Source organism: Paraburkholderia sp. SIMBA_027, assembly GCF_046535315.1.
GTDB classification, from domain to species: domain Bacteria; phylum Pseudomonadota; class Gammaproteobacteria; order Burkholderiales; family Burkholderiaceae; genus Paraburkholderia; species Paraburkholderia tropica.
Genome location: NZ_JAWRWY010000006.1, coordinates 150,854 through 177,340, shown reverse-complemented (window position 1 = coordinate 177,340; position 26,487 = coordinate 150,854). Strand labels below are relative to the sequence as shown.

The 26,487-nt window shown below is 67.4% G+C and carries 20 protein-coding genes; 8 read left to right on the top strand and 12 right to left on the bottom strand.

The window, feature by feature from the left end; genetic code table 11:
* The first annotated feature begins 376 nt into the window (after positions 1-376).
* The gene (locus SB764_RS13425) at positions 377-1,678 is read left to right on the top strand and encodes a solute carrier family 23 protein (protein ID WP_065061988.1); all 1,302 of its coding nucleotides are present in this window, start codon (positions 377-379) and stop codon (positions 1,676-1,678) included.
* Positions 1,679-1,780: 102 nt separating this feature from the next.
* Here SB764_RS13425 and SB764_RS13420 read toward each other — a convergent pair whose 3' ends face one another.
* Positions 1,781-3,448, bottom strand: a complete 1,668-nt coding sequence (locus SB764_RS13420) for a Na+/H+ antiporter (RefSeq protein ID WP_065061990.1) — start codon at positions 3,446-3,448, stop codon at positions 1,781-1,783.
* Between the two features lie 414 nt (positions 3,449-3,862).
* Here SB764_RS13420 and SB764_RS13415 point away from each other — a divergent pair, with 414 nt between their 5' ends.
* Positions 3,863-5,140, top strand: coding sequence for an EAL domain-containing protein (locus tag SB764_RS13415; RefSeq protein ID WP_065062298.1), 1,278 nt, complete (start codon positions 3,863-3,865; stop codon positions 5,138-5,140).
* A gap of 111 nt (positions 5,141-5,251) precedes the next feature.
* On the opposite strand, the gene SB764_RS13410 is transcribed toward SB764_RS13415, so the two are convergent.
* The 7 genes from SB764_RS13410 to SB764_RS13380 form a co-directional block, all read right to left on the bottom strand.
* Entirely contained in the window at positions 5,252-8,926 is a 3,675-nt protein-coding gene (locus SB764_RS13410; protein ID WP_410863771.1) for an indolepyruvate ferredoxin oxidoreductase family protein, read from the bottom strand.
* Between the two features lie 222 nt (positions 8,927-9,148).
* Positions 9,149-10,177, bottom strand: a complete 1,029-nt coding sequence (locus SB764_RS13405; protein ID WP_110325302.1) for an ion channel — start codon at positions 10,175-10,177, stop codon at positions 9,149-9,151.
* Between the two features lie 337 nt (positions 10,178-10,514).
* A complete protein-coding gene (locus tag SB764_RS13400; protein ID WP_065061994.1) occupies positions 10,515-10,760 on the bottom strand; it encodes a hypothetical protein in 246 nt (81 codons plus the stop codon).
* A gap of 271 nt (positions 10,761-11,031) precedes the next feature.
* The gene (locus SB764_RS13395; protein WP_065061996.1) at positions 11,032-11,253 is read right to left on the bottom strand and encodes a hypothetical protein; all 222 of its coding nucleotides are present in this window, start codon (positions 11,251-11,253) and stop codon (positions 11,032-11,034) included.
* A 133-nt stretch (positions 11,254-11,386) separates the two neighbouring features.
* Positions 11,387-12,361 carry a carbohydrate kinase family protein gene (locus tag SB764_RS13390; RefSeq protein ID WP_074982976.1) on the bottom strand — a complete coding sequence of 325 codons (975 nt, stop codon included), beginning with the start codon at positions 12,359-12,361 and terminating at the stop codon, positions 11,387-11,389.
* A 97-nt stretch (positions 12,362-12,458) separates the two neighbouring features.
* Positions 12,459-13,778: an AGE family epimerase/isomerase gene (locus tag SB764_RS13385; RefSeq protein WP_321869036.1), complete on the bottom strand. Its 1,320-nt coding sequence runs from the start codon at positions 13,776-13,778 to the stop codon at positions 12,459-12,461.
* 84 nt (positions 13,779-13,862) lie between these two features.
* Positions 13,863-14,951: a LacI family DNA-binding transcriptional regulator gene (locus tag SB764_RS13380; RefSeq protein WP_082992079.1), complete on the bottom strand. Its 1,089-nt coding sequence runs from the start codon at positions 14,949-14,951 to the stop codon at positions 13,863-13,865.
* 231 nt (positions 14,952-15,182) lie between these two features.
* On the opposite strand from SB764_RS13380, the gene SB764_RS13375 reads away from it, so the two are divergent.
* Positions 15,183-15,338 (top strand): DUF3309 family protein, encoded by a 156-nt coding sequence (locus tag SB764_RS13375; protein WP_042296285.1) that lies wholly within the window; start codon positions 15,183-15,185, stop codon positions 15,336-15,338.
* Positions 15,339-15,473: 135 nt separating this feature from the next.
* On the opposite strand, the gene SB764_RS13370 is transcribed toward SB764_RS13375, so the two are convergent.
* Together SB764_RS13370 and SB764_RS13365 are read right to left on the bottom strand one after the other, a co-directional pair.
* The gene (locus SB764_RS13370; RefSeq protein ID WP_260183197.1) at positions 15,474-17,324 is read right to left on the bottom strand and encodes a phosphodiesterase; all 1,851 of its coding nucleotides are present in this window, start codon (positions 17,322-17,324) and stop codon (positions 15,474-15,476) included.
* A gap of 351 nt (positions 17,325-17,675) precedes the next feature.
* A complete protein-coding gene (locus SB764_RS13365; RefSeq protein WP_065062004.1) occupies positions 17,676-18,716 on the bottom strand; it encodes a bile acid:sodium symporter family protein in 1,041 nt (346 codons plus the stop codon).
* Positions 18,717-19,338: 622 nt separating this feature from the next.
* Here SB764_RS13365 and SB764_RS13360 point away from each other — a divergent pair.
* The 3 genes from SB764_RS13360 to SB764_RS13350 all read left to right on the top strand — a co-directional run bounded on the left by SB764_RS13360 (position 19,339) and on the right by SB764_RS13350 (position 22,796).
* Positions 19,339-19,830, top strand: a complete 492-nt coding sequence (locus SB764_RS13360; RefSeq protein ID WP_148090940.1) for a hypothetical protein — start codon at positions 19,339-19,341, stop codon at positions 19,828-19,830.
* 727 nt (positions 19,831-20,557) lie between these two features.
* Positions 20,558-21,667, top strand: a complete 1,110-nt coding sequence (locus SB764_RS13355; RefSeq protein WP_065062008.1) for a porin — start codon at positions 20,558-20,560, stop codon at positions 21,665-21,667.
* Between the two features lie 184 nt (positions 21,668-21,851).
* Positions 21,852-22,796: a LysR family transcriptional regulator gene (locus tag SB764_RS13350; RefSeq protein WP_065062009.1), complete on the top strand. Its 945-nt coding sequence runs from the start codon at positions 21,852-21,854 to the stop codon at positions 22,794-22,796.
* A gap of 53 nt (positions 22,797-22,849) precedes the next feature.
* Here SB764_RS13350 and SB764_RS13345 read toward each other — a convergent pair whose 3' ends face one another.
* Entirely contained in the window at positions 22,850-23,821 is a 972-nt protein-coding gene (locus SB764_RS13345; RefSeq protein ID WP_110325312.1) for an NAD(P)H-dependent flavin oxidoreductase, read from the bottom strand.
* Positions 23,822-24,019: 198 nt separating this feature from the next.
* Between SB764_RS13345 and SB764_RS13340 the strand changes: the two genes are divergently transcribed.
* On the top strand, positions 24,020-24,919 hold the full coding sequence (locus SB764_RS13340) for an alpha/beta fold hydrolase (protein ID WP_065062013.1): 900 nt from the start codon (positions 24,020-24,022) through the stop codon (positions 24,917-24,919).
* 27 nt (positions 24,920-24,946) lie between these two features.
* On the opposite strand, the gene SB764_RS13335 is transcribed toward SB764_RS13340, so the two are convergent.
* On the bottom strand, positions 24,947-25,414 hold the full coding sequence (locus SB764_RS13335) for an Lrp/AsnC family transcriptional regulator (protein WP_065062302.1): 468 nt from the start codon (positions 25,412-25,414) through the stop codon (positions 24,947-24,949).
* A 159-nt stretch (positions 25,415-25,573) separates the two neighbouring features.
* On the opposite strand from SB764_RS13335, the gene SB764_RS13330 reads away from it, so the two are divergent.
* A complete protein-coding gene (locus tag SB764_RS13330) occupies positions 25,574-26,473 on the top strand; it encodes a DMT family transporter (protein ID WP_065062014.1) in 900 nt (299 codons plus the stop codon).
* The last annotated feature ends 14 nt before the right edge of the window (positions 26,474-26,487 follow it).

The window sequence follows — 26,487 nt, the reverse complement described above, 5'->3', positions numbered from 1 at the left end:
AGTCTATGCCCGGCCCTTCCCGCTCGATATAGGATTAGTCCGAAACTCGTATCGGAGCGAGGCGGGTAAACGAGCGCCGACACAGCGGAGAAGTAACGGAGCAATAACAGAGAAATAGCGGCGAAGTCGATCGCCGCCGCCTGTTTCGTCCGGCCCACATGCGCGGATGCCCGCCTTGCCACGCCGATTGCGGCTCCGTACACTCGCGCCTGATTTCCATCAAGGGCATCAGCGAATCCCGGCGCGTGCGACGCACGCCGCATCCGGCTCGCGCCCCGTTCCGATAAACAGAATCCGATCCGGCCCGCGCCGCGCCCTGTCGCGCGTGTGCGCCGGCCCGTTACGGCAAAAAATCACGGCACACAAGGAGCTCCCGATGTCCGATTCCTATTTCCCGCGCTGGCGCGCGCAGACGGACGCCAAAACCGTCGTCGCGCCCGACGAGCGTCTCGCCTGGCCGCAGATGTTCGCGATGGGCGTGCAGCACGTCGTCGCCATGTTCGGCTCGACCGTGCTCGCGCCGCTGCTGATGGGCTTCGATCCCAACCTCTGCATTTTCATGTCGGGCATCGGCACGCTGCTGTTCTTCGTGGTCGTGGGCGGACGCGTGCCGAGCTATCTCGGTTCGAGCTTCGCGTTCATCGGCCTCGTGATCGCGGCCACGGGCTATAGCGGTCACGGCGCGAATCCGAACATTCCGGTCGCGCTCGGCGGCATCATCGCGTGCGGCGTGGTCTATGCGCTGATCGGCGTGCTGGTCTCCGCCATCGGCACCAAGTGGATCGAGACGCTCATGCCGCCGGTCGTGACCGGCGCGATCGTCTGCGTGATCGGGCTGAACCTTGCGCCGATCGCCGTGAAGGGCGTGAGCGGCTCGCAGTTCGATTCGTGGATGGCGCTCGTCACCGTGCTCTGCGTCGGCGGCGTGGCCGTGTTCACGCGCGGCATGCTGCAACGTCTGCTGATTCTCGTCGGCCTGATCATCGCCTACGTGATCTACGCGATCGTCACCAACGGCATGGGCCTCGGCAAGCCGATCGACTTTGCGATCGTCGGGAACGCCGCGTGGTTCGGCATGCCGAAGTTCAGCGCGCCGGTGTTCGACCCGCACGCGATGGCGCTGCTCGTACCGATCGCCGTGATTCTCGTCGCGGAAAATCTCGGCCACATCAAGGCCGTCTCGGCGATGACGGGCCACAACCTCGACCGCTACGTGGGCCGCGCGTTCATCGGCGACGGCCTCGCGACCATCGTCTCGGGCTTCGCGGGCGGCACGGGCGTGACGACCTACGCGGAAAACATCGGCGTGATGGCCGTCACCAAGATCTACTCGACGCTGGTGTTCGCCATCGCCGCGGTGATCGCGCTCGTGCTCGGCTTCTCGCCGAAGTTCGGCGCGGTGATCCAGACCATTCCGGGTCCGGTGCTCGGCGGCGTGTCGATCGTCGTGTTCGGTCTGATCGCGGTGACGGGCGCGCGCATCTGGGTCGTCAACAAGGTCGACTTCTCGGACAACCGCAACCTGATCGTCGCGGCCGTCACGCTGGTGCTCGGCGCGGGCGACTTCTCGCTCAAGCTCGGCAACTTCGGTCTCGGCGGCATCGGCACCGCGACGTTCGGCGCGATCGTGCTTTACGCGCTGCTGCGCAAGAAGCCGGTGCAGGACGCGGCGGTCTGATTCACCGTCTCGCGCGCGCGGCGTAACCCGTGCGGGGCAGACGAAAAAAAACGCGACGGCCCGCAAGGGCGTCGCGTTTTTTTGTTTGCGCAGCGTGATGCGTTAGCCGCGATTGCGTCCGCGCGTGGTCATCGCCGTTTCCGAGAGGTCGACTTCGCGCATCAGCTTCGCGAGCGTTTCGTCGTTGATCGTCTGCCGGTTGCGCAGATCGAGCAGCGTCGCGCGTTCGGCGCGCATGGCCGCGAGGCGCATCTGCAATTCGAGCGATTCGGCTTCGCGCGCGTGCTTGCTGAGATCGCGGTCGGCGTCGAGCGTCGCGAGGCGGCGGCGATAGGTGTCCATCACGCGCGCGGTGGTGTCGGCGGCATAGGCGGACTGCGATTCGTTCATGTCCTCCGTGGCGGTCTCGTGCAGCGCGTCGACGGCGCGGATCGCAGCCTGCGCGGCCTGCACACGCGCGGCGCGTTCCTCGGCCACGTGCGCCGGATGCGCGCCGCGCCGCACGCCGCGCAACAGCAAGGGCAAGCCGACGATCGCCACCAGCAGCGACGCGAGAATCACGCCCGTGGCGATGAAGATGGCGCTGTCGCGGCCCGGCAGCGGCTTGCCGCTTGCGAGCGCGACGGGCAGCGAGAGCACGCCCGCGAGCGTCACCGCGCCGCGCACGCCCGCGACCGTGGTGATGGCGACGGTGCGCAGCCCCGGCACCGCATTGGCCACGCCGTGACGCGCCGCGCCGCGGCTCGCCACCCAGCGCAGCAGCCAGACCCAGCCGAAGCGCATCGCGTAGAGCGCGATCAGCACCGCGCCGATATAGCCGAGCAGACGCAGCATCTGCACGTTGCTCGTGTGATGCGCGTCGAGCAGCGCCTTGCCGAGAATGCCGGGAAATTGCAGGCCGAGCAGCGTGAACACCATGCCGTTGAACACGAACTCGATCATCGACCACGTGCTGGTCGCGCGCACGCGCGCCGACACCGGGCCCATGTGCGCGACGCTCGTGTAGTTCATCATCATCCCGGCGGCCACGGCGGCGAGCACGCCGGAGACTTCGAGATGTTCCGCGAACAGGTAAGCCGCGAACGGAATCAGCAAGGTCATGACGACGCCCGGCGCGGGGTCGCCTTCGGCATCGACGTTCAGGAAGCGCGACGACATGAAGCTGAAGAACCAGCCGATCGCCGCGCCCACCGCGAGCCCGCCCGCCGCGATCAGAAAGAAGCTCAGCGTGGCCTGGCGCAGCGAGAACACGCCCGTGAGCGCCGCCGCCACCGCGAACTTGAGCGCGACGAGGCCCGAGGCGTCGTTCATCAGCGCTTCGCCTTCGAGGATGTGCATGAGCTGCGCGGGAATCTTGTCCTTGCCGGCGATGGCGGAGAGCGCGACGGCGTCGGTCGGCGAGAGCACGGCGGCGAGCGCGAAGGCCACGGGCAGCGAGATCTGCGGCACCAGCCAGTGCACGAAATAGCCGACGGCCACCACGGTCAGCAGCACGAGGCCGAGCGCGAGCAGCAGGATCGCGCGGCGCTGCATGAAGAACTCGCGCTTGGGCATGCGCCAGCCGTCGGCGAACAGCAGCGGTGGAATGAACAGCGCCATGAAGACGTCGGGATCGAACGTCACGTGCGGATTGATGCGCGGGAACGTGAGCAACGCGCCGATGGCGATCTGCAACAGCGGCAAGGGCAGTTTGACGGGCAGCAGCCGCACGATGATCCCCGAAAGGGCCACGGCGAGGAGCAGAATGAGAACGGTGAAAATGGTTTCCATCGATGAGCGGCGAGACGAGCAGGGATGCGGGGGCGCGCGGTGCGGCCCCAATCATCCGTTGAATGCGGAACGTGCCGCGGTGTCGCGGCGAACGATGCGGAGCATGCCTGACGAGGCAGGCGGCGGTTGGCGGTAAGTGTAGCCCGAGCGCGGCTGCGCACGCCGCGAAGCGTGCAAGGGACTTGTAGGGCGCTCGCCGCGGCGAGCATGGCGGCAGCGGTCGTATGCACGATTCTGGTGCGTGCAGGGACGCATCATGCCCGCCGCGCGCGCACGCGCACGGTGCGCGGTGCAGGCTTCGATGCAGGGCGGGTCGCAGCGTGCGCACGGACCTTGCTTTATCGCCTGCCAACGACGCAACGCATCGGCCGCCGGTACGCACCCGCGGCGATCAACTTGCGCGAAGAGGAAGGCATGATCACAGAGCAGCAGGACAAGATGGCCGCGGCGCCGCTCGGGTTCACCCTGAGCGTTTCGTCGGGGCTGCAGCGCTATAGCGCGCAACATGGCGAGCTTGCGCTCACCAGCGTGTTTCAACCGGTGTTCAGCCTTTCGCACATGCGTGCGATCGGCTACGAAGGGCTGCTGCGCGCGCACGATGCGCTCGACCGGCCCGTCTCGCCGCTCGACGTGTTCGGCGCGGCCGCGCGCGTCGGCGAGGCGCTGCAGGTCGACCGGCTCGCTCAGGGGCTGCATCTGGAGAACTTCTCGCTGCTCGGCGCCGAGCGCGAGTGGCTGTTTCTCAACGTGCATCCGGGCACGCTGATCGAGCCGTATCACGCGGCGGCGCTGCTTGCGAATCTGCGGCGGCTCGGGCTGCCGCCCCGGCGCGTGGTGCTCGAAGTGCTCGAAGCCGAGGCCACCGATCTCGACGCGCTCGCGCACGCCGTGGCCGAGTTCCGCGAACGCGGCTTCCTGATCGCGCTCGACGACTTCGGCGCCGGTCATGTCGATATCGGCCGCGTGTGGCAACTGAATCCCGACATCGTGAAGCTCGACCGCATCATGCTGATGCACGCCGCGCATCGCGCCGACATGGCCGCGACGCTGCCCGCGCTGGTTTCGCTGCTGCACGAGGCGGGCAAGCTCGTGCTGATCGAGGGCGTGGAGACGGAGCACGAAGCGCAGATCGCGCTCGCCTGCAACGCCGACTTCGTGCAGGGCTTTTTCTTCGCGCGTCCGGCGCCGGGCTTGACCGACGCCACGCACGCGCAGACCGTGATCGCCGAGGCGACCGAGCGTTACCGCGAGCAGACCGAGGCGCGCGAGCGCGGCACCGCGAGCCGTCTCGCGCCCTATGTGCGCGCGTTCGAGCGCGCGGCGGAGCGGCTGGGCGCGGGCGAGCCGCTCGAAGAGGTGTGCTGGAATTTTCTCGCGCTCGATCACGCGGCGCGCTGCTTCCTGCTCGATGCGAGCGGGCGTCAGGCCGGGCGCAACGTCGTGCTGCGCGTGGATCGCGCGGACCAGGGCGCGCGCTTCCTGCCGCTCGACGACGCGCAGGGCGCGAACTGGCTGCGCCGGCCGTACTTCCGCGCGGCGCTGGTCTCGCCGGGACGCGTGCATGTGACGTCGCCGTATCTGTCGATCAACGAGGCGCTGCCGTGCGTGACGCTCTCGATGGCCGTGCAGGTCGGCGACCGCCTGTGCGTGCTGTGCGGCGACGTCGACTGGATGGCGGAAGAACTGGCCTGAACGTGAGTGTGAGCGCTTCGCTCACGTCGATCGAAGCGCAATAGAAAACGGCGCGAGCCATGATGAGCCCGCGCCGTTCGCATTGCGTGATTTCACCCCTGAAAACAGGGTTTATTTCGCCACAACCACCGGAATGCCGCGCAGCGCGCCCGCGCCCGCGCCCTTGAACGAGGCGAGCGCATCGCTCACGGCCGCGCTCGTCTTCACGTCGATACCCAGACGCGCCGCGAGTTCGCGCTCGCCGCGCTTGACCGCCGCGAGGTTCGCGAGCTTCACGTGGCCGTAGCCGCGCACGCGCTGATGCAGGCTCGCGAACTTCGCGAGGTCGGCGGCGCTGTCCGTCGTCGTGTGCGCGTGTTGAACCAGCGCGCCGCGCAACGTGGCCTCGTAATCGTCGGCGAGCGCGCGTTCCATACGGCGTTCGAGCGTGTGGCCGAACGGATCGAACCACGTGCCGCGCACGCCGCGTCCCTTCGCGAGCAGCGCGAGCGCGCGCCAGAGCCATTGGCCGAACTGCATCTTGCGCGGCGGCTGGCCGTGTTTTTCGCGCGCGATCAGCGGCGGCGCGAGGTTGAACTTCACCGTGAAGTCGCTGCCCGCCTGGCCTTCGAACTGCGCTTCGAGCGCGGCGCGGAACGCCGGATCGGCATGCAGGCGCGCCACTTCATATTCGTCCTTCACCGCGAGCAACGTGTAGAACGTGGCGGCGACCGCGCGAGCAAGCGCCTGATCGGCTGACTTGTCGGCGAGACGCGCGGCGTCGGTCAGCGCGCGATAGCGCTTCGCGTAGCCCGCGCCGCCATACGCGAGCAGTCGCGCTTCGCGATCGGCGATCAGTTCGTCGAGCGTTTGCGTGAGCTTGCGCGCGGTGAGCGCCGCTTCGCTGGCCACATTCGCGCGCCGAAGGTCGAGCGCTTCGAGCGCGGCCGGATCGGCGGCGGCGAGACGGCCGATCGAGAGCGCGAACAGATTCGCCTGCACGGCCACGTTGTTCAACTCGATCGCGCGCGTGAGCGCCGCGAGCGACACGGGCACGAGGCCAAGCTGCCACGCGAAACCGAGCATCAGAATGTTCGCGCCGATGGTGTCGCCGAGATAGCGTTGCGCGAGCGCCTGGGCATCGCAGGTCGACAGCGGATCCTGCGCGGGCGTCGCGCCGTTCGTCGCCGCGTGACGCATCTTCGCGAGCAGCGCGTCGGCGTGCAGATTCGCGTCGGGGTTCTGCACGAACGACGCGTTCGGAATCTCGTGCGTGTTCACGACGATGCGCGTGCGGTCGTGGCGCACCGTTTGCAGCGCGTCGGCGCTCGCGCCCACCACCATGTCGCAGGCGAGCAGCAGATCGGCCTGCTGCGTATCGATGCGCACCTGGTTGAGCAGCGCGTCGGTCACGGCGAAGCGCACGAACGACAGCACCGAGCCGCCCTTCTGCGCGAAGCCCATGAAATCGAGCACCGATGCGCTCTTGCCTTCCAGATGCGCGGCCATGCTGATGAGCGCGCCCACCGTCACCACGCCCGTGCCGCCCACGCCGGTCACGAGAATGTCGTAGGGCGCGTTGTCGAGATGCGTCGACGGCACCGGCAGCGCACTCACGCGCGCGGCCAGCGCCTGCGGATCGAACGCGGCGCCCGCGGCCTTCTTGAGCTTGCCGCCTTCGATCGTGACGAAGCTCGGGCAAAAGCCGTTCACGCACGAATAGTCCTTGTTGCACGACGACTGATCGATGCGGCGTTTGCGGCCCAGTTCGGTTTCCACCGGCTCGACCGAGAGGCAGTTCGACTGCACGCCGCAATCGCCGCAGCCTTCGCAGACGGCTTCGTTGATGAACAGGCGCTTGTCCGGATCGGGGAACTCGCCTTTCTTGCGGCGGCGGCGTTTTTCGGCGGCGCAGGTCTGGTCGTAGATCAGCACGGTCACGCCCGGCGTTTCGCGCAGTTCGCGCTGCACGGCGTCGAGTTCGCTGCGATGATGGAACGTCGTGCCCTTCGGAAACTGGCCGTGATGGCCGTCGTATTTCTCGGGTTCGTCGCTCACGACCATGAAGCGCGAGACGCCTTCGGCTTCCACCTGGCGCGCGATCTGCGGCACGGAAATGCTGCCGTCCACGGGCTGGCCGCCCGTCATCGCCACGGCGTCGTTGTAGAGGATCTTGTAGGTGATGTTGGTCTTCGCGGCCACGGCCTGGCGAATCGCAAGGATGCCTGAATGAAAGTAGGTGCCGTCGCCGAGATTCTGGAATACGTGGCGCGTGTTCGTGAACATCGAATGCGCGGCCCAGTCCACGCCTTCGCCGCCCATCTGGATCAGGCCGGTGGTGTCGCGCTCCATCCACGACGCCATGAAGTGACAGCCGATGCCCGCTTGCGCGATCGAACCTTCGGGCACTTTCGTCGAGGTGTTGTGCGGGCAGCCCGAGCAGAACCAGGGCGTGCGCTTCACGGCATCGGCGACATTCGAGAGGATCTGCGGCGCGACGAGGTCGACCACACGCTCGCGGCGGTCGAGCATCGGCTTGTGCTTCGCGAGCCATGCGGCGAACACCGGCAAGATGCGCGACGGGCGCAATTCGCCGAGTTCGGAAAGCAGCAGCGTGCCGTCCTCCGCATGCTTGCCGATCACGGCCGGGCGCGCGCCGTCCTTGCCGCTGTCCCTCCGATTGTAGAGATGGTCCTTGATCTGCTGCTCGATCACCGGGCCTTTTTCCTCGATCACGAGCACGTCGGTGAGACCGGAGACGAAGGCGTCGAGACGCGACATCTCCAGCGGAAACGAAAGCCCGACCTTGTAGATGCGCACGCCCGCCTGTTCGAGATCGGCGACGGTGAGGTCGAGCCGGCGCAGCGCTTCCATCAGGTCCAGATGCGCCTTGCCGCAGGTGACGATGCCCACGTTCGCGTGCGGGCTCGGCGCGATCCATTTGTCGATGCTGTTCGCGCGCGCGAAGTGGCGCACGGCGTCGAGCTTGGCCGCGAGACGCTGCTCGATCGCGAGGCTCGGCAGATCGGGCCAGCGGTTGTGCAGACCGCCGGGCGGCGCAGCGAAATCCGCATCGGCCAATTCGGGCGCTTGCCAGTCGGTCTTGAGCGCGTCGAGATCGACGGTCGAGCCCGATTCCACGGTTTCCGAAATCGCCTTGTAGCCGACCCACGCGCCCGAGTAGCGCGAGAGCGCCCAGCCATAGAGGCCGAATTCGAGCATGTCCGCGACATTCGACGGATTCACCACGGGCATGTGCCACGCCATCATCGCGAAGTCGCTCTGATGCGGCATCGACGACGACACGCAGCCGTGATCGTCGCCCGCCACCACCAGCACGCCGCCGTGCGGCGACGAGCCGTAGGCGTTGCCGTGCTTGAGCGCGTCGCCCGCGCGATCGACGCCCGGGCCCTTGCCGTACCACATCGCGAACACGCCTTCGACGGTGCGTTCGGGGTCGGCTTCCACGCGCTGCGTGCCGAGCACGGCCGTGCCGCCCAGTTCCTCGTTGATCGCGGGCAGGAAGCGCACGTCGGCGGCTTCGAGCAGTTTTTTCGCCTTCCACGCCTGCTGGTCGACCATGCCGAGCGGCGAGCCGCGATAGCCGCTGATGAAGCCCGCCGTGTTCAGGCCGTGCGCGCGGTCGAGCGCGCGCTGCATCAGCGCGAGGCGGATCAGCGCCTGCGTGCCGGTCAGGAAGATGCGGCCGCGCGTGGCGGTGAGGTTGTCGGTGAGCTGGTAATCGGCGAGGGGCGGCGAAAAGGGCGGCGAAGCAGGCTGATCGCCAAACGCGGGACGCGCGGTCATGGGGGAAGTCTCCGTTCTTGTGTGGCGAGCGCTGCGTCTCTGCGTCTTTCTGTGCGCTCGCTGAAGACTCCATTTTTTCGCGTCAATAGCGGAAGTTTTTTGCTAACTCTGCGGGCGCATGCGCCGAATGCGCCAAAGCCTGCTCGCAATGGCGAGCTTTGGAGGGAAATTCTCTTTCGTCGCGCGTCCGGCGCGCGCGGCGCGGCTGCGCGCGGTTTTGATTCAGATCACACGCGGTCTGTCAGGCCGGGTCCGATCGAAGGGCTCGACGTCGTGAAAGTGCGTGTAGTCCATCCGGCTCACGCCGCCGTCTTCGCTCATCAGATCGACGTAACGATGGCCGAACCGCACCTGGCCGTCCGGCCAGATGTAGCGCGCCTGCATGGTCTGCGCGGTCGATTCGTCCGAGCCTTCGATCACCACGTGCAGCGTGGCGGCCTGCAGCGCCAGCGACTCGGGCGTCGCGCCGTGCAGCGGGCTGGTTTCGTCGATGACGTGCATCAGGTTCCAGCCGAGCGTGAAGAGCGGATGCTGGTCGCGCACGAGCTTGAGGTCGTGGATGCGCCGCGCGGTGTAGCCGTCCGACGAGGTTTCGATGCGCACGAGGCGCAGCTTCGCGCTGGCTTCGGCGATCACGTTCTGGCGCGCGTTGGCGGCGCGCACCATCAGCGTCAGGCGGCCTTCGATCGGATGCACGACCACCTGGCGCGCGAACAGGATCTTCGCGCGCGGACGAGAGAAACGTGCGAACACGATGCCCGTGGCGAGCGCGATGCTCGACATGCCCACGAAGATCTCGAAGGTGGCGACGATGTGCGCGTAGACGGTTTGCGGATGCATGTCGCCGTAGCCGACCGTCGCGAGCGTTTCGACGCTGAAGAAGAACGCGCCCGCGAAACCGTGCGGATACTGGTTCGCGATGGGTGCGGTGCCGAGCTGGTAGAGGCACGCGAAGAACGCGTTGGCGACCACGAACAGCGCGGCGAGCGAGGCGAAGAAGGTGGGCCAGCGCATGGTGAGCGCCGTGTGATAGAGATCCTGCCAGCCATGCACCGGCATGCCGTAGACGAGCACTTCGCGCGAACCGATGTGCAGGCGGCGCGGCGCGGGGCCGCCGCGCGTTTGCCAGGCGTCGGTGCGGTCGCTGCCGGGGCGCTTGCGGTCTTCGTCGGTGGCGGCGTGCGCGTCGGCCTGGTCGGCGGCGCGCGCGGCTTCCTCGTTCGCGGTGCCCTCCGGCGAATCGGGCGTCATGGCGGTCCTTCGGGGTCGGAATGGCGAGAGCGTAGCAACGCCGCGCGTGCAGGACAAGCGCGATTCATGCGGTGCCGCGCGTGCGCGCCGGGAAGCGGCGGCGGGCGGTTGGAAAGGGCGCAGAAAAGGGCGCGGGCGGCCACTCGCGTGCAAGCCGCGCGCGACCGCGCAGCGCTACGCGTGAGCGATGAGCAAGTCGTGCGCGCGGCCTGCGGACCGCCCATGCGCCGCGTCTGCGGTTCGTGCAAGGAAGCGATTCAAGGAACCGCGGGCCTGTCGCTTTCGAAACCGCGTTCCGCGTGCAGAACCGCGTCCCGCCGAAGGAACCGCATCCCGCTTAAGGAAACGCGCGCGGCTTCGGAATGCCCGCGCCGTGTTCAATATCGGCGATGGCCTGGCGGTGCGCGGCGTCGATCGCTTCGGCGCTTTGCGGAAAGCCCGCGTTGCCGCCGATCGTGATCCACGGTTGCACGGCCTGGTCGCGATGGGTGATCTGATACTCGGCGTCCCAGCGCGCGCCCTGCAATTCGAGCGGATGCACATGGATGGCGTAGACGCCGTAGAGAAAGAGCTGTTCGGTCATGTCGACCCTCCATTCGACCGCAGCGGCGCAACGCAACGCGCCGCATGCGATCCCGGGCAGCGGCGCAGTCGCCGTTGCGGCCCGCGCACGCACGGTTGCGTGCCGGACGCGGGAAACCGTCCGGCGCGGGATCGCCTCGCCGGACGGAACACAGGAAGTGGAGGACACGGGCTCGACGCGCTAAACGGATCGCGCTAATCCATCGGCCGATTCGAATACGTCGCGAGTACGGCGCTGAAGACGGCTCGAATACCGTGCGACTGCGGCGCGCTTACAGTTCGAGTTCGCCGAGCAGCCGGTGCGCGAGCGCCTTGGCTTCCTCCAGCGCTTCCTCGGGCGTGCCGGAAGCGGCTTCCACTTCGTAGATCGCGTTCTCGAGATCTTCGCCGTCGTCGCGCGCCAGGGAGACCAGGCCCTGGTACTGGCCGGCGTTCATGGGTCGCACGGAGGCGACTGCCGTGTAGATCCCCTTGGTGTAGGTGACGTCGTCCATAGCGGGCTCCAGCGTGCTTCTCGAGGAAGGGAATCCCATGCTAGCACGTTGACCGCGCGCCTGCGGGGCACGCATGTGACGCTCGCGCGGCGCTTGCGTGTCATGCCTCGTAACGGTGCAACGCCCGCGCGTTTCAGTCTTCCAGCAGCGCGACGACCTCGTCGAGCGTCGGCGAATGCGCGCCCGCGCGGCGGCAGGCGGCGGCGCCCGCAGCCAGCGCGAACGCCAGATGCTGACGCCAAGTGCGCTGCGGCGTGCTCATCAGGCTGAACAGCAGACCGCCGATGGACGCGTCGCCCGCGCCCACCGTGTCGGCCACCTGCACGCGCGGCGGCGTCGCGTCGATCACCTCGTCGCCCACGTAGAGCGTCGCGTGCTGCGCGCCGCGCGTGACCAGCAGCGTCGCGGCCGGATTGAGCGCGCGCACGGCGGCGATCGCGTCCGGCTCGCTCTTGTCGGCGAACAGCATGCGCAGGTCCTCGTCGGAGACCTTGATGAGATCGGCGAGCGCGGCCATGCGGCGCAGGATCGGCTCGTAACCGTGCGCCATCAGGTTGCGGTAGTTCGGATCGAAGCTGATCTTCACGCCTTGCGCGCGCAGCTCGGCGGCGAGCGTCGCGAGCGTTTCGCCGAGCGGCTGGCGCACGAGGCTGATGCAGCCGAAATGCGCCCACTTCGCGTGGCGTCGCCAGCCCTCGGGCAGCTTCGCGGGATCGAAGGCGAGGTCCGCGCTGTTGTCGCCGATGAAGTAGTACGCGGGCGGATGCGTCTGGTGCACGATCGCGAGCAGCGGCGCGCGCTCGACGCGCTGCATGAAGCGCATGTCGAGACCGGCGGCGACGCTCGCGTTCCAGAGTTCGTCCGAAAAGTTGTCGGTGCCGAGCGAGCCGGCGCAGGCCGTCGGCAGGCCCAGACGCGCGACCGCGCGCGCCACGTTCCAGCCCGCGCCGCCCGGATGCGCGCGCCAGCTCGAATCGGTGCCCGGCGCGCCGGTGTGCGCCGAGCCCTCGGGCGCCGCGCCGCGCACGAGATCGGTGAGGATGTCGCCCGCCGAAATGAAGGCGGGGAAGCCGGTCGAGAAGTCGGGGCCAGTGCTGCAGGTGCTCATCGCATGTTCCTTCGCTGAATCGGTCGCGGGTGCGTTGCTTGTGCGTCGCCGGTGCGTTGCGGGTGCTTTGCGGTTATCTCTTGCCGTGTCGCGCGGATCAGGCCGCGCCGTCCGTGCCGTTGGCACTGACGTTCGCGTGCTCTTCCTCGCGCCCGACGATCGGCGCCATGCCGCGTCCGGGCAGCGCGTTCAGGACTTCGTAGCACGCGCCCATGGTGTGATAGTCGGTCTTGCCGGCCGGGCTCTTTTCGTCGCTGTACTTGCGGTTGTCGCAGGTGAGGATGCGATACCACGCGCCATAGCGATGATCGACGAAATGCTTCCAGCTGTAGCGCCAGATCTCGTCGTACCAGTCCCAGAAGCGCTCGTTGCCGGTGCGCTTGCCGAGCAGCGCGGCGGTGGCGAAGGTCTCGGCCTGGACCCAGAAATACTTGTCGTGATCGCAGACGGTGTAGTCGGGCCCGAAGCCGTAGTAGAGGCCGCCGTGATCGTTGTCCCAGGCGTGCATCATGGCCGCGTCGAACAGCTCGATCGCGCGCGGCAGCAGCCACGGCAGCGGACGATGACGTTCGAGAATCAGCAGCAGCTTGGCCCACTCGGTCTGGTGGCCCGGCTGGAAACCCCACGGGCGGAAGATGTTCGTGCTGTCTTCCTTGTTGTAGTCCCAGTCGACCGACCAGTCGGCGTGAAAGTGCTCCCAGACCAGCCCTTGCGAGAGCCGCGCCTGACGCAGCGTGATGTTCGACGCGACGCGCTCGGCGCGGTCGAGATAGACCAGATGGCCGGTCGCCTCGTAGGCCGCGAGCAGCGCCTCGGTGGTGTGCATGTTGGCGTTCTGGCCGCGATAGCTGGAGACCTCCCAGTCGGCGCTCGCTTCGTCGGCGTAGAGGCCCGCCGCGCCGTCCCAGAAGCGATGTTCCATCAGCTCGAAGGTGGCGGCGATCATCGGCTTCGCTTCTTCGATGCCGGCCATCGCGGCGTGCGCGTAAGCGAGCAGCACGAAGGCGAGGCCGTAGCAGTGGCGCGTGGCGTCGAGCGTGCGCTTCTGGCCGTCGCGCCAGTCGATCTCCCAGTCGTAGCCCTCGAGCTGCGGGTCCCAATGCACTTCGCGCAGGAATTGCAGGCCGTGGCGCGCGTAGTCGAGATGCTGCGCCTCGCCGGTTTCGCGGTACGCCATCGCGTAGTTGAACACGTAGCGGCAGCTGCTCACGAGATGGCGCGAATGCGCGTTGTAGATCGAGCCGTCGTCGCGGAAATAGTGGAAGAAGCCGCCCGACGGGTCGTACACGTTGGGCGCGTAGAAGCGCAGCGTGTCGGCGATATGGCCGAGCAGGAAGGCGCGGTCCCGAAAGCTCGCGACGGCGGGCGCGGCGGTCTGGGCTTCAACGGTGAGTGCGGTGTCGGATGGCTTCGTCATGGCTTTCTCATCTCGGCTGCGTGGGTTCGGCTTGATTCGGTTTGCTACGTTGTTCTGGCGATGCGGCGTGATTCTGCGGCCGCTTCAGGACGCTTCGGGCTGCGTCTTGCCGCGACGCGCGACGGTTTCCAATGGCGGCGGCACGGTGAGTGACGCAGCGGATTTCGGCGCTGACTTCAACCCGCCGCCGGTCGTGCTCGCGCGCTCGACGAGCCGCACCGGCAGCACGATCTCGTTCGCTTGCGGCGTTTCTTCGAGCAGCAATTCGACGCCGCGCCGTCCGAGCGCTTCCTTGTCGACGGCGAGCGTCGTGAGCGCGGGCGTGGCGTGCGCGGCGGCGGCGATATCGTCGAAACCGACGATGGCGATGTCCTCGGGCACGCGCAGGCCGTTCGCCTGGCACACGCGCAGGGCGGCGAGCGCGGCGGCGTCGTTGTAGGCGAACACGGCGTCGGGCGCCGCCTCGCCGCGCTGGCGCGCGCCGTCGAGCAGACGCTGCATTGCGAGCGCCGCGCCGGTGTCCGGATCGAGACCGCCTTCGATGGTGGTTTCGAGCGACGGATCGAACAGCAGACCGGCTTCGAAGAACGCGCGCCGGTAGCCGAGCGCGCGCTGCGCGATGCTGTAGTGCGCGAGCGAGCCGCCGATGAACGCCACGCGCCGCCGCCCCATGGCGAACAGATGATGCATGGCGAGCGCGGCGCCCGCGGCGTTGTCGATATTCACCGAGCGCAGGCCCTCGGACCACAGGTCGATCAGCACGAGCGGGCGTTGCAGCGCGACCAGCGCGGCGAGCGTTTCGGGCTCGACGAAGCCCGCCACGGCGACCGCGTCGGGCGCGTGCAGGCGCAATTGCTGGATGGTGTCGTCGGCGGGACCGGCGGTGAGCAGCGCGGGCACGATGCCGTGTTCGCGGCACGCGTCTTCCACGCCGTGCAGGACGTGCGAGAAGAACGGGCTGGCCGCGAAATTGTTGTGCTGGCGGTGCAGCAGGAAGGTGAGGCGACGGATGCGCGGACGCAGCTGCGCGCTGTCATAGCCCATCGACTGCGCGATCTCGACGATGCGCGCGCGCGTGGCTTCGGAAAGCCCCGGCTGGTTTTTCAGCGCGCGGGACACCGTGCCGATCGACACGTTGGCCGCCTGCGCGACGTCGCGAATGGTTGTCCCCATGATTCCTGTTAGCCCTGGCTGGTGTGGTCAGGTGTGCGGCGATTGTATAGTAAAAACCTGGCCGCACAACGTTGCAACGGGCCGAAAAACCCCCGTAAATACCCGTAATCACGGGAATAAACGTAAATTGACATGTTTAGTAAAACTTCCTAAACATCGTCGGTCGTGCGGACGACGGGCACGGCGTTTGCGCTATGTCGCAGGTCATCATTCGAACGGAACGGAGGCATCATGCTCGGCACCTTGCTTCTCGTCATACTGATCCTGCTGCTGATCGGCGCTTTTCCTGCATGGCCGCACAGCCGGTCCTGGGGCTACGCGCCGTCCGGCACGCTGGGCATCGTGGTCATCGTCGTGGTCGTGCTGGTGTTGATGGGGACGATCTAGCGGCGCGTGGGTTAAGGGTGCGTAACCTGCATGACGTACCCAGAGCAAAAAAGGCCGGCGCGGATCACTCCGCGCCGGCCTCGTTTTTTTTGTCTGCGTTCGGTTGTCGATTGCGCTTTCTTTGCGTCCTGCGCGCTAGGCCGGTGTCGCGTTCGCGTGAGCGCTCGCCGTCGCCGCGAGCGTGGGCAGCAGCGTCGCGCTTTCGCCGCCGTCGATCACGACGAGTCCGCTCGCTTCCTGCTTCGCGCGGCGCTTGGCGATGGCGGCCAGCGACGCGATCGCGTCGCTGCCATGCTGCGAGCCGTGTCCCGGCGCGATATGGACGCAGCCGACCGCCATCGTCACGAACGCGAAGAAGGCCGGATGCCCCTGGCGGTCCTCGCCGTGGATGCCGCCCGCGAGCCGGTCGGCGGGCGCGTAGAAACGCTGCGCGCCCGCGTTGAAGGTCTCGATCGCGTGGCGCACGCGCTCGCGCCACGTTTCGCTCTGGAACAGCAGCAGAAAGTCGTCGCCGCCCACGTGGCCGAGAAAATCGCGCGTGGGATCGCACGCGTCGGCGAGCACCTGCGCCGCGAACTTCAGCACCTCGTCGCCCTGCCAGTAGCCGTACTGGTCGTTGAACGGCTTGAACTGGTTCAGATCGACGTAGCACGCGTGAAAGCCCGCGTCGTGTGAAAGCAGCCGGTCGATGTGCGAACTGATCGGAATGTTGCCCGGCAAAAAGGTGAGCGGATTCGCGTAACGCGCGGCCTGGATGCGCACTTCGGTGACCGCGCGCACGAGGCTCTCGCCGGTGCCGAGCCCGGCGTAACGGCCGCTGTCGGTGATCACGAAGCCATCGGCGAGATAGCGCTGGTCGTCGCTCGCGAGCAGCGTCGCCATCTGCTCGACGCTCATGGTCTGCTCGATCAGCACCGGCGACGCATTCGCGAATTGCAGACACGCCTTCTTGCCGAACAGCTCGCGGTGATACGGCAGCGCGTAGCGGTCCATGAAGGCGCGCCGGTTGATCAGCGCGATGGGCGTCTCGCCTTCGACCACGGCCACCGCGTGCAGATCGGGCAGGCGGGTGAAGAGTTCGAGCACGTCGTTGTTGGTCGCCTTGCGCGGCAGCGCGGGTGCGTGCACGCGCATTTTCTCCGCGGGCGCGCTGCCGTTGCCGCTCGCGCCCGTGTGTCGCGTGGCTTCCGGAAACACGGCGATGTGCTGCGCGCGCAGCGCGTCGCGCGCGCGTTCGGCCAGCGCGCGCGGCGGCTGCGCCTCGGGCCGGCCGAGGAAGAAGCCCTGACCGGTCGCGATGCCCATATCGCGCAGCACGATCAGATCGGCCTCGTTCTCGATGCCTTCCGCGACGAGCCGTGCGCCGCTCGCCTGCGCGAAGTGCTGCATCGCGCGCACGGCTTCGAACTTGAGCGCGTCGTTGGCGATGTCCTGGATGAAGAAGCGGTCGATCTTCACGACGTCGGGCTGCAACTGCACCCACACATTCATGCTCGCGTTGGCGCTGCCGTAGTCGTCGAGCGCGAATTGCGCGCCCGCCGCGCGCAGCGCCGCGACCACGTGCTTGAAGCCGCGTACGTCCTCGACCGCGCATTGCTCGGTCAGCTCGATGACGACGCGGTGCGCGTCGAGCGTGCCGTCGAACAGCGCGAGCGTGTCGCCGCCGTGATCGGTCAGGTCGCGCAGGGCGTCGGCGCTGAAATTGAGAAACAGCTTGCCGTGGCAGCCGAGCTGCGCGAAGGCGGCGATGCAGGCGGCCGCCGCGGCGCGTTCGAGCGCGAGCGTGCAGCCGGCGCGGTTCGCCTCGGCGAACAGGGCGGCCGGCGATTCGAGCGGCGAACCGGCGGGACCGCGCACGAGGCCCTCGTAGCCGAGGATCGCGCCATCGTCCAAATCGACGATCGGCTGGAAGACGGCGCGCAGCTGGCGCTGGGCGATCAGGGCTTCGATGCCGGCCGGGCTGGCGGCGGACAGCGGAATAGCCATCGGAGCCGCAGTTCTCTGGACCGGCGGCGTGGACGCGCGTGCAGACATGGAAAGAGCCAAGACAGGCTTTGACGACAGAAATAACGGCAGCAGCGTCTGCCAATTGAATGAACTTTTAATGACAGTCAGACGAAAAGGGGGCGCGGACCGGGAGGCTAACGTTTGCGCGGCGATTTGCGCGGCGCGGCGCTGTGGCCGGGGAGCGTCAGGGTCGCGATGAAGGGCGGATGCAGCGGAGGAAGACGAGCGCGCGAGCGAGTGGCGCAGGTCGGTCGGTGAGGAAGGGGTGGCTGCGCGAAGAACCCGGCAGCGAGAGGAAGAAGGTGGGCGCAGCCGCGCCCACCGAAGGCGTTATCGACGCGCCGCCGCCGTGCGTTCGCCGCCGGCGCGCGATTCGTCGCCGGCATCGGCTGCGCGCTCGGCGCTCATGTCGCGTGCTCCCCAGCGCTGGGCGAGCGCCGCGCACACCATCAACTGGATCTGGTGGAACAGCATCAGCGGCAGCACGACCGCGCCCACGGCGTTCGACGCGAAGATCACCTTCGCCATCGGCACGCCCGCCGCGAGGCTCTTCTTCGAGCCGCAGAAAATGATGGTGATCTGGTCCGCGCGCGAGAAGCCCAGCTTTTTGCTCGTGAACATCGTGATGCCGAGCGCCAGCGCGAGCAGCACCGCGTTCACCACCACGAGCCCGCCGAGCGCGGCGAGCGGCGTGTGGTGCCAGAGGCCTTCGTTGATGGCTTCCGAGAACGCGCCGAACACCACCAGCAGGATCGAGCCCTGATCGACGAATTTGAGCACGCCGCGATTGCGCTCGATCCAGCGTCCGATGACGGGGCGCAGCAACTGGCCCGCGACGAACGGCACGAGCAGTTGCAGCACGATGTTCCAGACCGTGTGCCATGCCGAGGTGCCGCCGGCCGTCTGATTGGTGACGACGAGGCTCACCAGCGCGGGCGTGACGAAGATGCCGATCAGGCTCGACGCCGACGCGCTGCACACGGCCGCCGGCACGTTGCCGCGCGCGATCGAGGTGAACGCGATCGACGACTGCACGGTGGAGGGCAGCGTGCAGAGGAACAGCACGCCCATATAGAGCGCGGGCGTGACGAGCGGCGAGAGCAGCGGCTTGAGCGCGAGGCCGAGCACGGGGAACAGCACGAAGGTGCTCGCCAGCACGACGAGGTGCAGACGCCAGTGCGTGGCGCCGGCGACGATCGCCTCGCGCGAGAGCTTGGCGCCGTGCAGGAAGAACAGCAGGCCGACGGCGACGTTGGTGAGCCAGTTGAACGGCACGGTGGCCGCGCCGTGCACGGGCAGCAGGCTGGCGAGGATCACGGTGCCGACGAGGCACAGCGTGAAGTTATCGGGCAGGAATTTCGGACGAGCCATTACACAATCTCGGGTGCGCGCAGCAGCGCCTCGCCGTGCGCGGTTCGATGGGCGCACAACGGATCATCGGGAACGCTATTGTCGGCGCAAGGCCATTGAAAATGCAAATTCATTTGAAGAATTGATTAATGAGCAGTGCGCATGAAGTCGCGGCTTTCAGGCGCGATTTTCGCGACGGCCGGAAGGGCGTCGACGGGTGTCGCCGGCGCGAGACAATGCGCTTGCCCATCACCTTATTCCTCTGGCGAAAGACGCATCGCGAAGCACGCCGAACGATCCCGCCCTTCTGCCCGCAAAGCCACGCCGGACGGGCTTTCAGGAGCACGAACCGGGCCTGGCCGAAGCGCGCCGGAAAGACCGGAAATCCAGCAGTAACATGGTGTTACAACCCTTCCGAGGGCATAACATTTTTTGGCTCGACACCCCTTCCGGGCGCCCATAAATTACCGTCAAGGAACGTCAGGGCGACCGTTGCGGCGGCAATCGTTACGCGCCGCGCACGCTTCCCGGAATTGGCCCGCCATGGCCCGAGTGGCTGGACGCCATGCTGATCGTCGGGCAGGTGATCGACACAATGCGTGCAGGGTTGTTACGGATGGGGCAGTGGATACTGGGGGCCGGTTTGGCGGCCCTCGTTGCGCTCGCCCATGCACAACCCGGCTTCCACGGCGGCGGTGGGTTTCAGCGCGCGCCCGTGGTGCGCGAAGCGCCGCGCGGTTACGGCGGCATGCAGGGCATGCGCTATGTCCCGCACGGCGGCGTCGCACCCATGCCGATGCGCGTCGCCGACCAGGGCGGCTGGCGCGAGCGCGGCGGTGGCCGTCAGGCTTCGCGCCGCGACAATGGCGGCTCGCGCGGCTACGGCGGCAATCCCTACGCCAACCCTTATGGCAACGGCTTCGGCACGGGCGGCGGCTATCACGGCCCCATCCAGCCCGTGAGCGCGGAAACGCGTCAAGTGCCGCATCCGCCCGCCGATTCGCCGGTGCGCGCCGGTTCGATCCGCGAAGACGTCGCGCGCTATAACGAAGAGCGCGGTGGCGGCTTCCGGCCGTACGCGCGCGGCGGCGGCGACGTGCCTCGTCCGCCGATGTCGTCGCCGTATCGAAACTGAAGCCACGCAACTAACTGACGGGCAGGGCCACCGCCAAGGCGCGCTCGGCGACTTCGGCTTGGTTTATCGCAACTAACTGCCACGGACGCCGACCAGCCGACCACGCTGCGCGCACCCTGCGCGCACCCTGCGCCCACGCACACCACCGTCTTCTTCCCGCCCGCGCGTCTCACCCTTCCCCGCGCAACCCGTCCCACTTCACTTCCGATCGTCTTTCAGACGCACTTTCGGCGTGCTTCCCGCTGTCTTGCGATTCGTCCGCCGCATCGCATTTCATGTCGCGCGAAATCGCCGAAAGCGCTTCCACACGCCGCTTGCGCCTTCATCACACGAAACTGACGCGTGGATACCACACTTTTTTGGAAATCACTCGTCATACAGAACCCTTTCGTCATCAAATCTCGCCTTCGCTACGGCGGCGCGTCATCGGAAGCGCCGGTGCACGTGAAAACCGGGTCAAAGCCCCGCAGGCAAAGGTCGCGCAGCGAGCGAAGTCGATGCTGCGACGCAGCGCACGAGGCGCCAAAAACCGACCAGGCAGGTTTCACGGGCGACAAACTAATCGGGGCGATATACCGGCGATAACAACCGATATTTTTGTCCATAAAAATGGTCCGCAAAGATGGATCCGCCCAGAACGGCCACGCCAGCGGCCGACGAAAAACAAACGGTTTGCGCGAGCGCCATAGCCGCCAGTCTCACTTTTTTGACAAGGACAGGAGAACTCATGAATACAGCCGTCAGCCGCGCGCTGCGCACGCCCTTGCGTACGTCTCTCAAGGCGTGCGCCATCGCCGCCGTTCTCGCCGGCGCTTCGTCGTCGGCGTTTGCGCAATCGAGCGTTCAGCTCTACGGTCAGGTCGACGAATGGGTCGGCGCGACGCGCTTCCCCGGCAGCCAGACGGCCTGGAACGTCGGCGGCGGCGGCATGTCGACGTCGTACTGGGGCCTGAAGGGCTCGGAAGACCTCGGCAGCGGCTACAAGGCGATCTTCGCGCTCGAAAGCTTCTTCCGCGCGCAGAACGGCCAGGACGGCCGCTTCTCCGGTGACACCTTCTTCGCGCGTAACGCCTACGTCGGCCTCGAATCGCCGTACGGTACGTTCACGGCGGGCCGCCTGACGACGCAGCTGTTCGTCTCGACGATCCTGTTCAACCCGTTCATCGACTCGTACACCTTCTCGCCGATGGTGTACCACGTCTATCTCGGCCTCTCGACCTACCCGACCTACACGACCGATCAGGGCGTGGTGGGCGACTCGGGCTGGAACAACGCGGTGCAGTACTCGACGCCGAACTTCAACGGCCTGTCGGGCTCGGTGATGTACGCGCTCGGCAACCAGGCCGGCGACAACGGCAAGAAGAAGTGGAGCGCCCAGGCGCTGTACTTCCACGGCCCGTTCGCGGCCACGGCCGTGTATCAGTACGTGAACTTCAACAGCACGCCGGGCGACATCGGCAGCATCGTCAGCGGCGAGGCGACCATCGTCGGTCTGCGCAGCCAGGGCGTCGCGCAGGTCGGCCTGTCGTACGACCTCAAGTACGTGAAGTTCTTCGGCCAGTACATGTACACGAACAACAACAGCGACATCAGCAGCTGGCACGTGAACACGGCGCAGGGCGGCGTCTCGGTGCCGGCCGGCCCGGGCACGGTGATGGCGTCGTACGCGTACTCGCGCGACAGCGGCGGCCTGAACCAGACGCACAACACGGCGGCGGTCGGTTACGACTATCCGCTGTCGAAGCGCACCGACGTCTACGCGGCCTACATGTACGACCACTACGACAACATGTCGTCGGGCATGACCTACGGCGTGGGGCTGCGCGCGAAGTTCTAGGCACGCGCTTTCACCCGCCGGGGAAAAAACCCCGCGCTGTTCGCAGCGCGGGGTTTTTTATTGCGCGCGCAACGGCGAAGCCTGGGTGTTTGGCTACCAGGATTTGATAAAGCGCGCACAATATCGCCGATTATTTCCTGATTTGTTTCCTGATTAACCTGATTTTTGCGGGAAGAAAGACGCGATGGATACCCTCGTCAGCATGAAAGTGTTCCGGCAGGTGGTCGAGGCGGGGAGCTTCGTGGCGGCGGCCGAGCGCATGAGCATGTCGGCGGCGATGGCGAGCAAGCATGTGATGCACCTCGAACAGCAGCTCGGCGCGCGCCTCTTGAACCGCACCACGCGCCGCGTCGCGCCGACCGAGGCCGGGCGCGAATATTACGAGCGCGTGGCCCAGGCGCTCACCGAACTCGACGAGGCCGGTCAGGCCGTCGGCGCCGCGAGCGTGGTGCCGCAAGGGCGGCTGCGCGTGTCGTCGCTGACGGCGTTCGGGCTGCGCCACGTGATGGGCGCGGTCGCCGACTACGCCGCCGATTTTCCGCAGGTGACCGTCGATATCACGCTGTCGGATCGCGTCGTCGAGCTGATTGACGAGGGTTTCGATGTGGCGATCCGCGCCTCGCCTTCGGGCCTCAAATCGTCTTCGCTGATCGCGCGGCCGCTCGCCACCGCGCATATCGTGCTGTGCGCCTCGCCCGAGTATCTGCGCCGCCACGGCGTGCCGAAGACGGTCGCCGATCTCGCGAAGCACAAGTTCGTGCATTACGCGGGCGCGTCGGCGGCCGAGCTGGCGCCGTTCTCGGAGGCGGGCGCGCGGGCCAAGCCGGCCGGCAACCTGATCGTCAATCACCTGGAGGCGCTGCGCGTGGTGGTGTTGCAGGGCGGCGGGCTGTCGATGCTCGGCACCGAAGTGATCGGCGACGACATCGCCGAGGGCCGCCTCGTGCCGCTGCTCGTCGACGCGCTGCCGCCGCGCGAGCTGCCGATTTACGCCGTTTACGCGAGCCGCCGCCATCTGTCGGCGAAGGTGCGTTCGTTCGTCGATTTCCTCGCCGAGCGCTTCGGCTCGCGCGCGCTCTGGCCGGGCGTGGAGCAGATTCGCGCCGCGGCCTTGCGCACGGTGGTCTAGCGGCGCGGGCGGGCGCGAGCTGGCTGCGCGCCGCCCGCTTTTATCGTTCGCTTTTATCGCCCGCTTGACTTCCCGATACCCAGCCGCGCCTTCGCCTCGTCGTACTCCTGCTTCAGACGCTCGACCAGTTGCGCCACCGACGGCACGTCGTCCATCAGGCCGACGCCCTGGCCCGCGCCCCAGATGTCCTTCCACGCCTTCGCCGCGCCGCTGTCGAAGCTCATCTTCGACTTGTCCGACTCGGGCAGCGCGTCCGGATCGAGCCCGGCGTTCACGATGCTTTCGCGGATGTAGTTGCCGTGCACGCCCGTGAACAGGTTCGTATAGACGATGTCGGCGGCCTTGGCTTCGAGGATCGCGTGCTTGTACGCTTCGACCGCGTGCGCTTCCTGGGTCGCGATGAAGCGCGTGCCCATGTAGGCCAGATCGGCGCCCATCGCCTGCGCGGCGAGGATCGAGCCGCCGTTGGCGATCGCGCCCGAGAGCACGATCGGGCCGTCGAAGATGCGCCGCACTTCGCCCACCAGCGCGAACGGCGAGGTCGTGCCCGCGTGGCCGCCCGCGCCCGCCGCGACGAGGATCAGCCCGTCCACGCCCGCTTCGAGCGCCTTGCCCGCGTGGCGCAGATTGATGACGTCGTGCAGCACGATGCCGCCGTAGCTGTGCACCGCGTCGAGCAGTTCTTTGGGCGGCGCGCGCAGGCTCGTAATAAAAATCGGCACGCGATGTTCCACGCAGACGCGGATGTCGTGTTCGAGCCGCGCGTTCGACTGATGGACGATCTGGTTCACGGCGATCGGGCCGATCACGGCGTCGGGGTTCGCGGCCTTGTGCGCGGCGAGTTGTTCCTCGATCTGCGTGAGCCATTCGTCGAGCAGTTCGGCGGGGCGCGCGTTGAGCGCCGGGAACGAGCCGACGATGCCCGCCTTGCACTGCGCGAGCACCAGCTCGGGATAGCTCACGATGAACATCGGCGAGGCGACGACGGGCAAGGACAGGTTCTGCAGGACGGCGGGCAATGCCATGACGGGATCTCCTTACATCGCTTATAAAACGGTCGTTCGATTATAGGTGCGCGTCCTCGCGCGCATGCCGCGCGCGCCGCCGCATCGTCTGGAGGGAGTGTTCGGTTTCTAGCTTTTCTGGCCCGAAAGCGCCGCTGCGCGCCGCGCGCCCCTCCTACAATGTCGCACAGACCAACAAGCCCACCAGGGAGACATGCCATGCCGTTCGATGGATTCACGCCCTTCACCGTTCCCACCGCGAACGGCGTCGAGATCGCGGGCATCAAGGGCGGCGACGGACCGCCGCTGCTGCTGCTGCACGGCCATCCGCAGACGCACATGATCTGGCATCGCTGCGCGGACGATCTGGCGAAGCACTTCACCGTGATCGCCACCGACCTGCGCGGCTACGGCGCGTCGTCGAAGCCGCCGAGCGACGCCACGCACGCCGCCTATTCGAAGCGCGCGATGGCCGCCGATCAGGTCGCGGTCATGCGTCACTTCGGCTTCGAGCGCTTTCTCGTCTGCGCGCACGACCGCGGCGCGCGCGTCGCGCATCGCATGGCGCTCGACCACGCGGACGCCGTCGAGCGCCTGATGCTGCTCGACATCGCGCCCACGCTCGCCATGTACGAGCAGACCAACCGCGAATTCGCCACGCTCTATTTCCACTGGTTCCTGCTGATTCAGCCCGAGCCGCTGCCCGAAGCGCTGATCGGCGCCGATCCCGACGCCTACATCGAGCGCGTGATGGGCAGCCGTCACGCGGGCCTCGCGCCGTTCGCGCCCAAGGCGCTCGGCGCGTACCGCGCGGCGCTGCGCCAGCCCGGTGCGGTGCACGCGATGTGCGAGGACTATCGCGCGTCGGCGACCATCGACCTCGAACACGACCGCGCCGACATCGAGCGCGGCCACAAGGTCGCGTGCCCGCTGCGCGTGCTGTGGGGCGAGCATGGCGTGATCGAGCAGTGCTTCGATCCGCTCGCCGAATGGCGCAAGGTGGCGCGCGACGTGAGCGGCCGCGCGCTCGCCTGCGGCCATTACATTCCCGAAGAAGCGAGCGCGGAACTGACCGCCGAGATCCTGTCGTTCTTCGAGGCGACTGAGCGGCAGGACTAGCGTCCGGACCGAACCCGCGGGCGCGGATCAGCCGAGCGGCGGCAGGCGGCGCGGCACGGGCGTCGATTTGACGATCGCCGTGCTGGTCTCCGCGCGCTCGGTGACCTTGTTGAGAATCTCGTCGAGCTGCTCGATCGAATGCAGCCAGATGCGCGCGATGAAGCAGTCGTCGCCAGTGACCTTGTCGCATTCGATGAACTCCGGAATGCGGCGGATCACGTCTTCCACCAGATGCAACTGACCCGGCAGCGGCTTCACGCGCACGATGGCCTGTAGCGTGTAGCCGAGCGCGCGCGGGTCGATGCGCACCGTATAGCCGCCGATCACGCCCTGCGCTTCGAGCCGCCGCAAGCGCTCCGAGGTGCTGGGCGCCGACAGCCCGACGATCCGCGCGAGTTCGCTCACGCTCGCGCGCGCGTCCTCGACGAGGGCGGCCAGCAGCGCGCGGTCGATCTCGTCGAGCGCGGCGGCCGGCGGGTTCGGTCGCTTGTTCATCATCTGCCTCCTGCGGTTTGTCGGCTCGCTTGCGTCTTGTGCCTTCGATTCGAAGGAAAGTGAGCGGTTGTGCCTTAGTTTAGCGCTGTATTTCGCGAGACGGCCTGCGTAGACTTTCAACCATTCACCGACGCATCCCTCCACGAGGAACACGCACTCATGGCCACTCCCGAAATCCGCCGCGGCGCGGGCGAGATGATCGTTGCGATGCTGATGTCCGGCACCATCGGCTGGCTCGTCGTCGATTCGCAGCAGGCGCCCATCAACGTCGCGTTCATGCGCTGCGTGCTGGGCGGCGCGATGCTCGCGCTCGTCTGCGCGGCGCTCGGGCTGTTCCGGCAGCGGCTGCCGTGGCGCACGCTGGCGCTCGCGATGGCGGGCGGCGCGGCCATCGTCGCGAACTGGGTGCTGCTGTTCGCCGCGTACTCGCGCGCCTCCATTTCGATGGCCACCGCCGTCTACAACACGCAGCCGTTCATGCTGGTCGGACTCGGCGTGCTGGTGCTGCGCGAACGCGTGAGCGCGTCCACCGTCGTGTGGCTCGCGCTGGCGTTCGTCGGGCTGGTGGGCGTGGTCGAGGTGCAGCCCGCCGTGCTCGCGGTGCCGGGCCAATATCTGACCGGCGTGGCCTGCGCGGCGGGCGCGGCGTTGCTCTACGCGATTTCGTCGATCATCACGCGGCATCTGAAAGGCACGCCGCCGCATCTGATCGCGCTCGTGCAACTCGCGTTCGGTGCGTTCGCGCTCGCGCCGTTCATCCACTACGGCACGCTGCCCGCGACGCCCGTGCACTGGGCGCAGATCGTCACGCTCGGCATCGTGCACACGGGCATCATGTACGTGCTGCTTTACGGCGCGATCCAGAAGCTGCCGACGGCGATGACCGGCGCGCTTTCGTTCATCTATCCGGTCGTGGCGATTCTGGTCGACTGGTTCGCCTTCGGTCAGCGGCTCGCGTGGATTCAGGTCGCGGGCGCGGCGCTGATCCTGCTCGCGGCGGCGGGCGTCAATCTCGGCTGGCGCATCGTGCCGGCGCGGAGCAAGGCGCAAGGCGCGTGATTCGCGTCACGCGC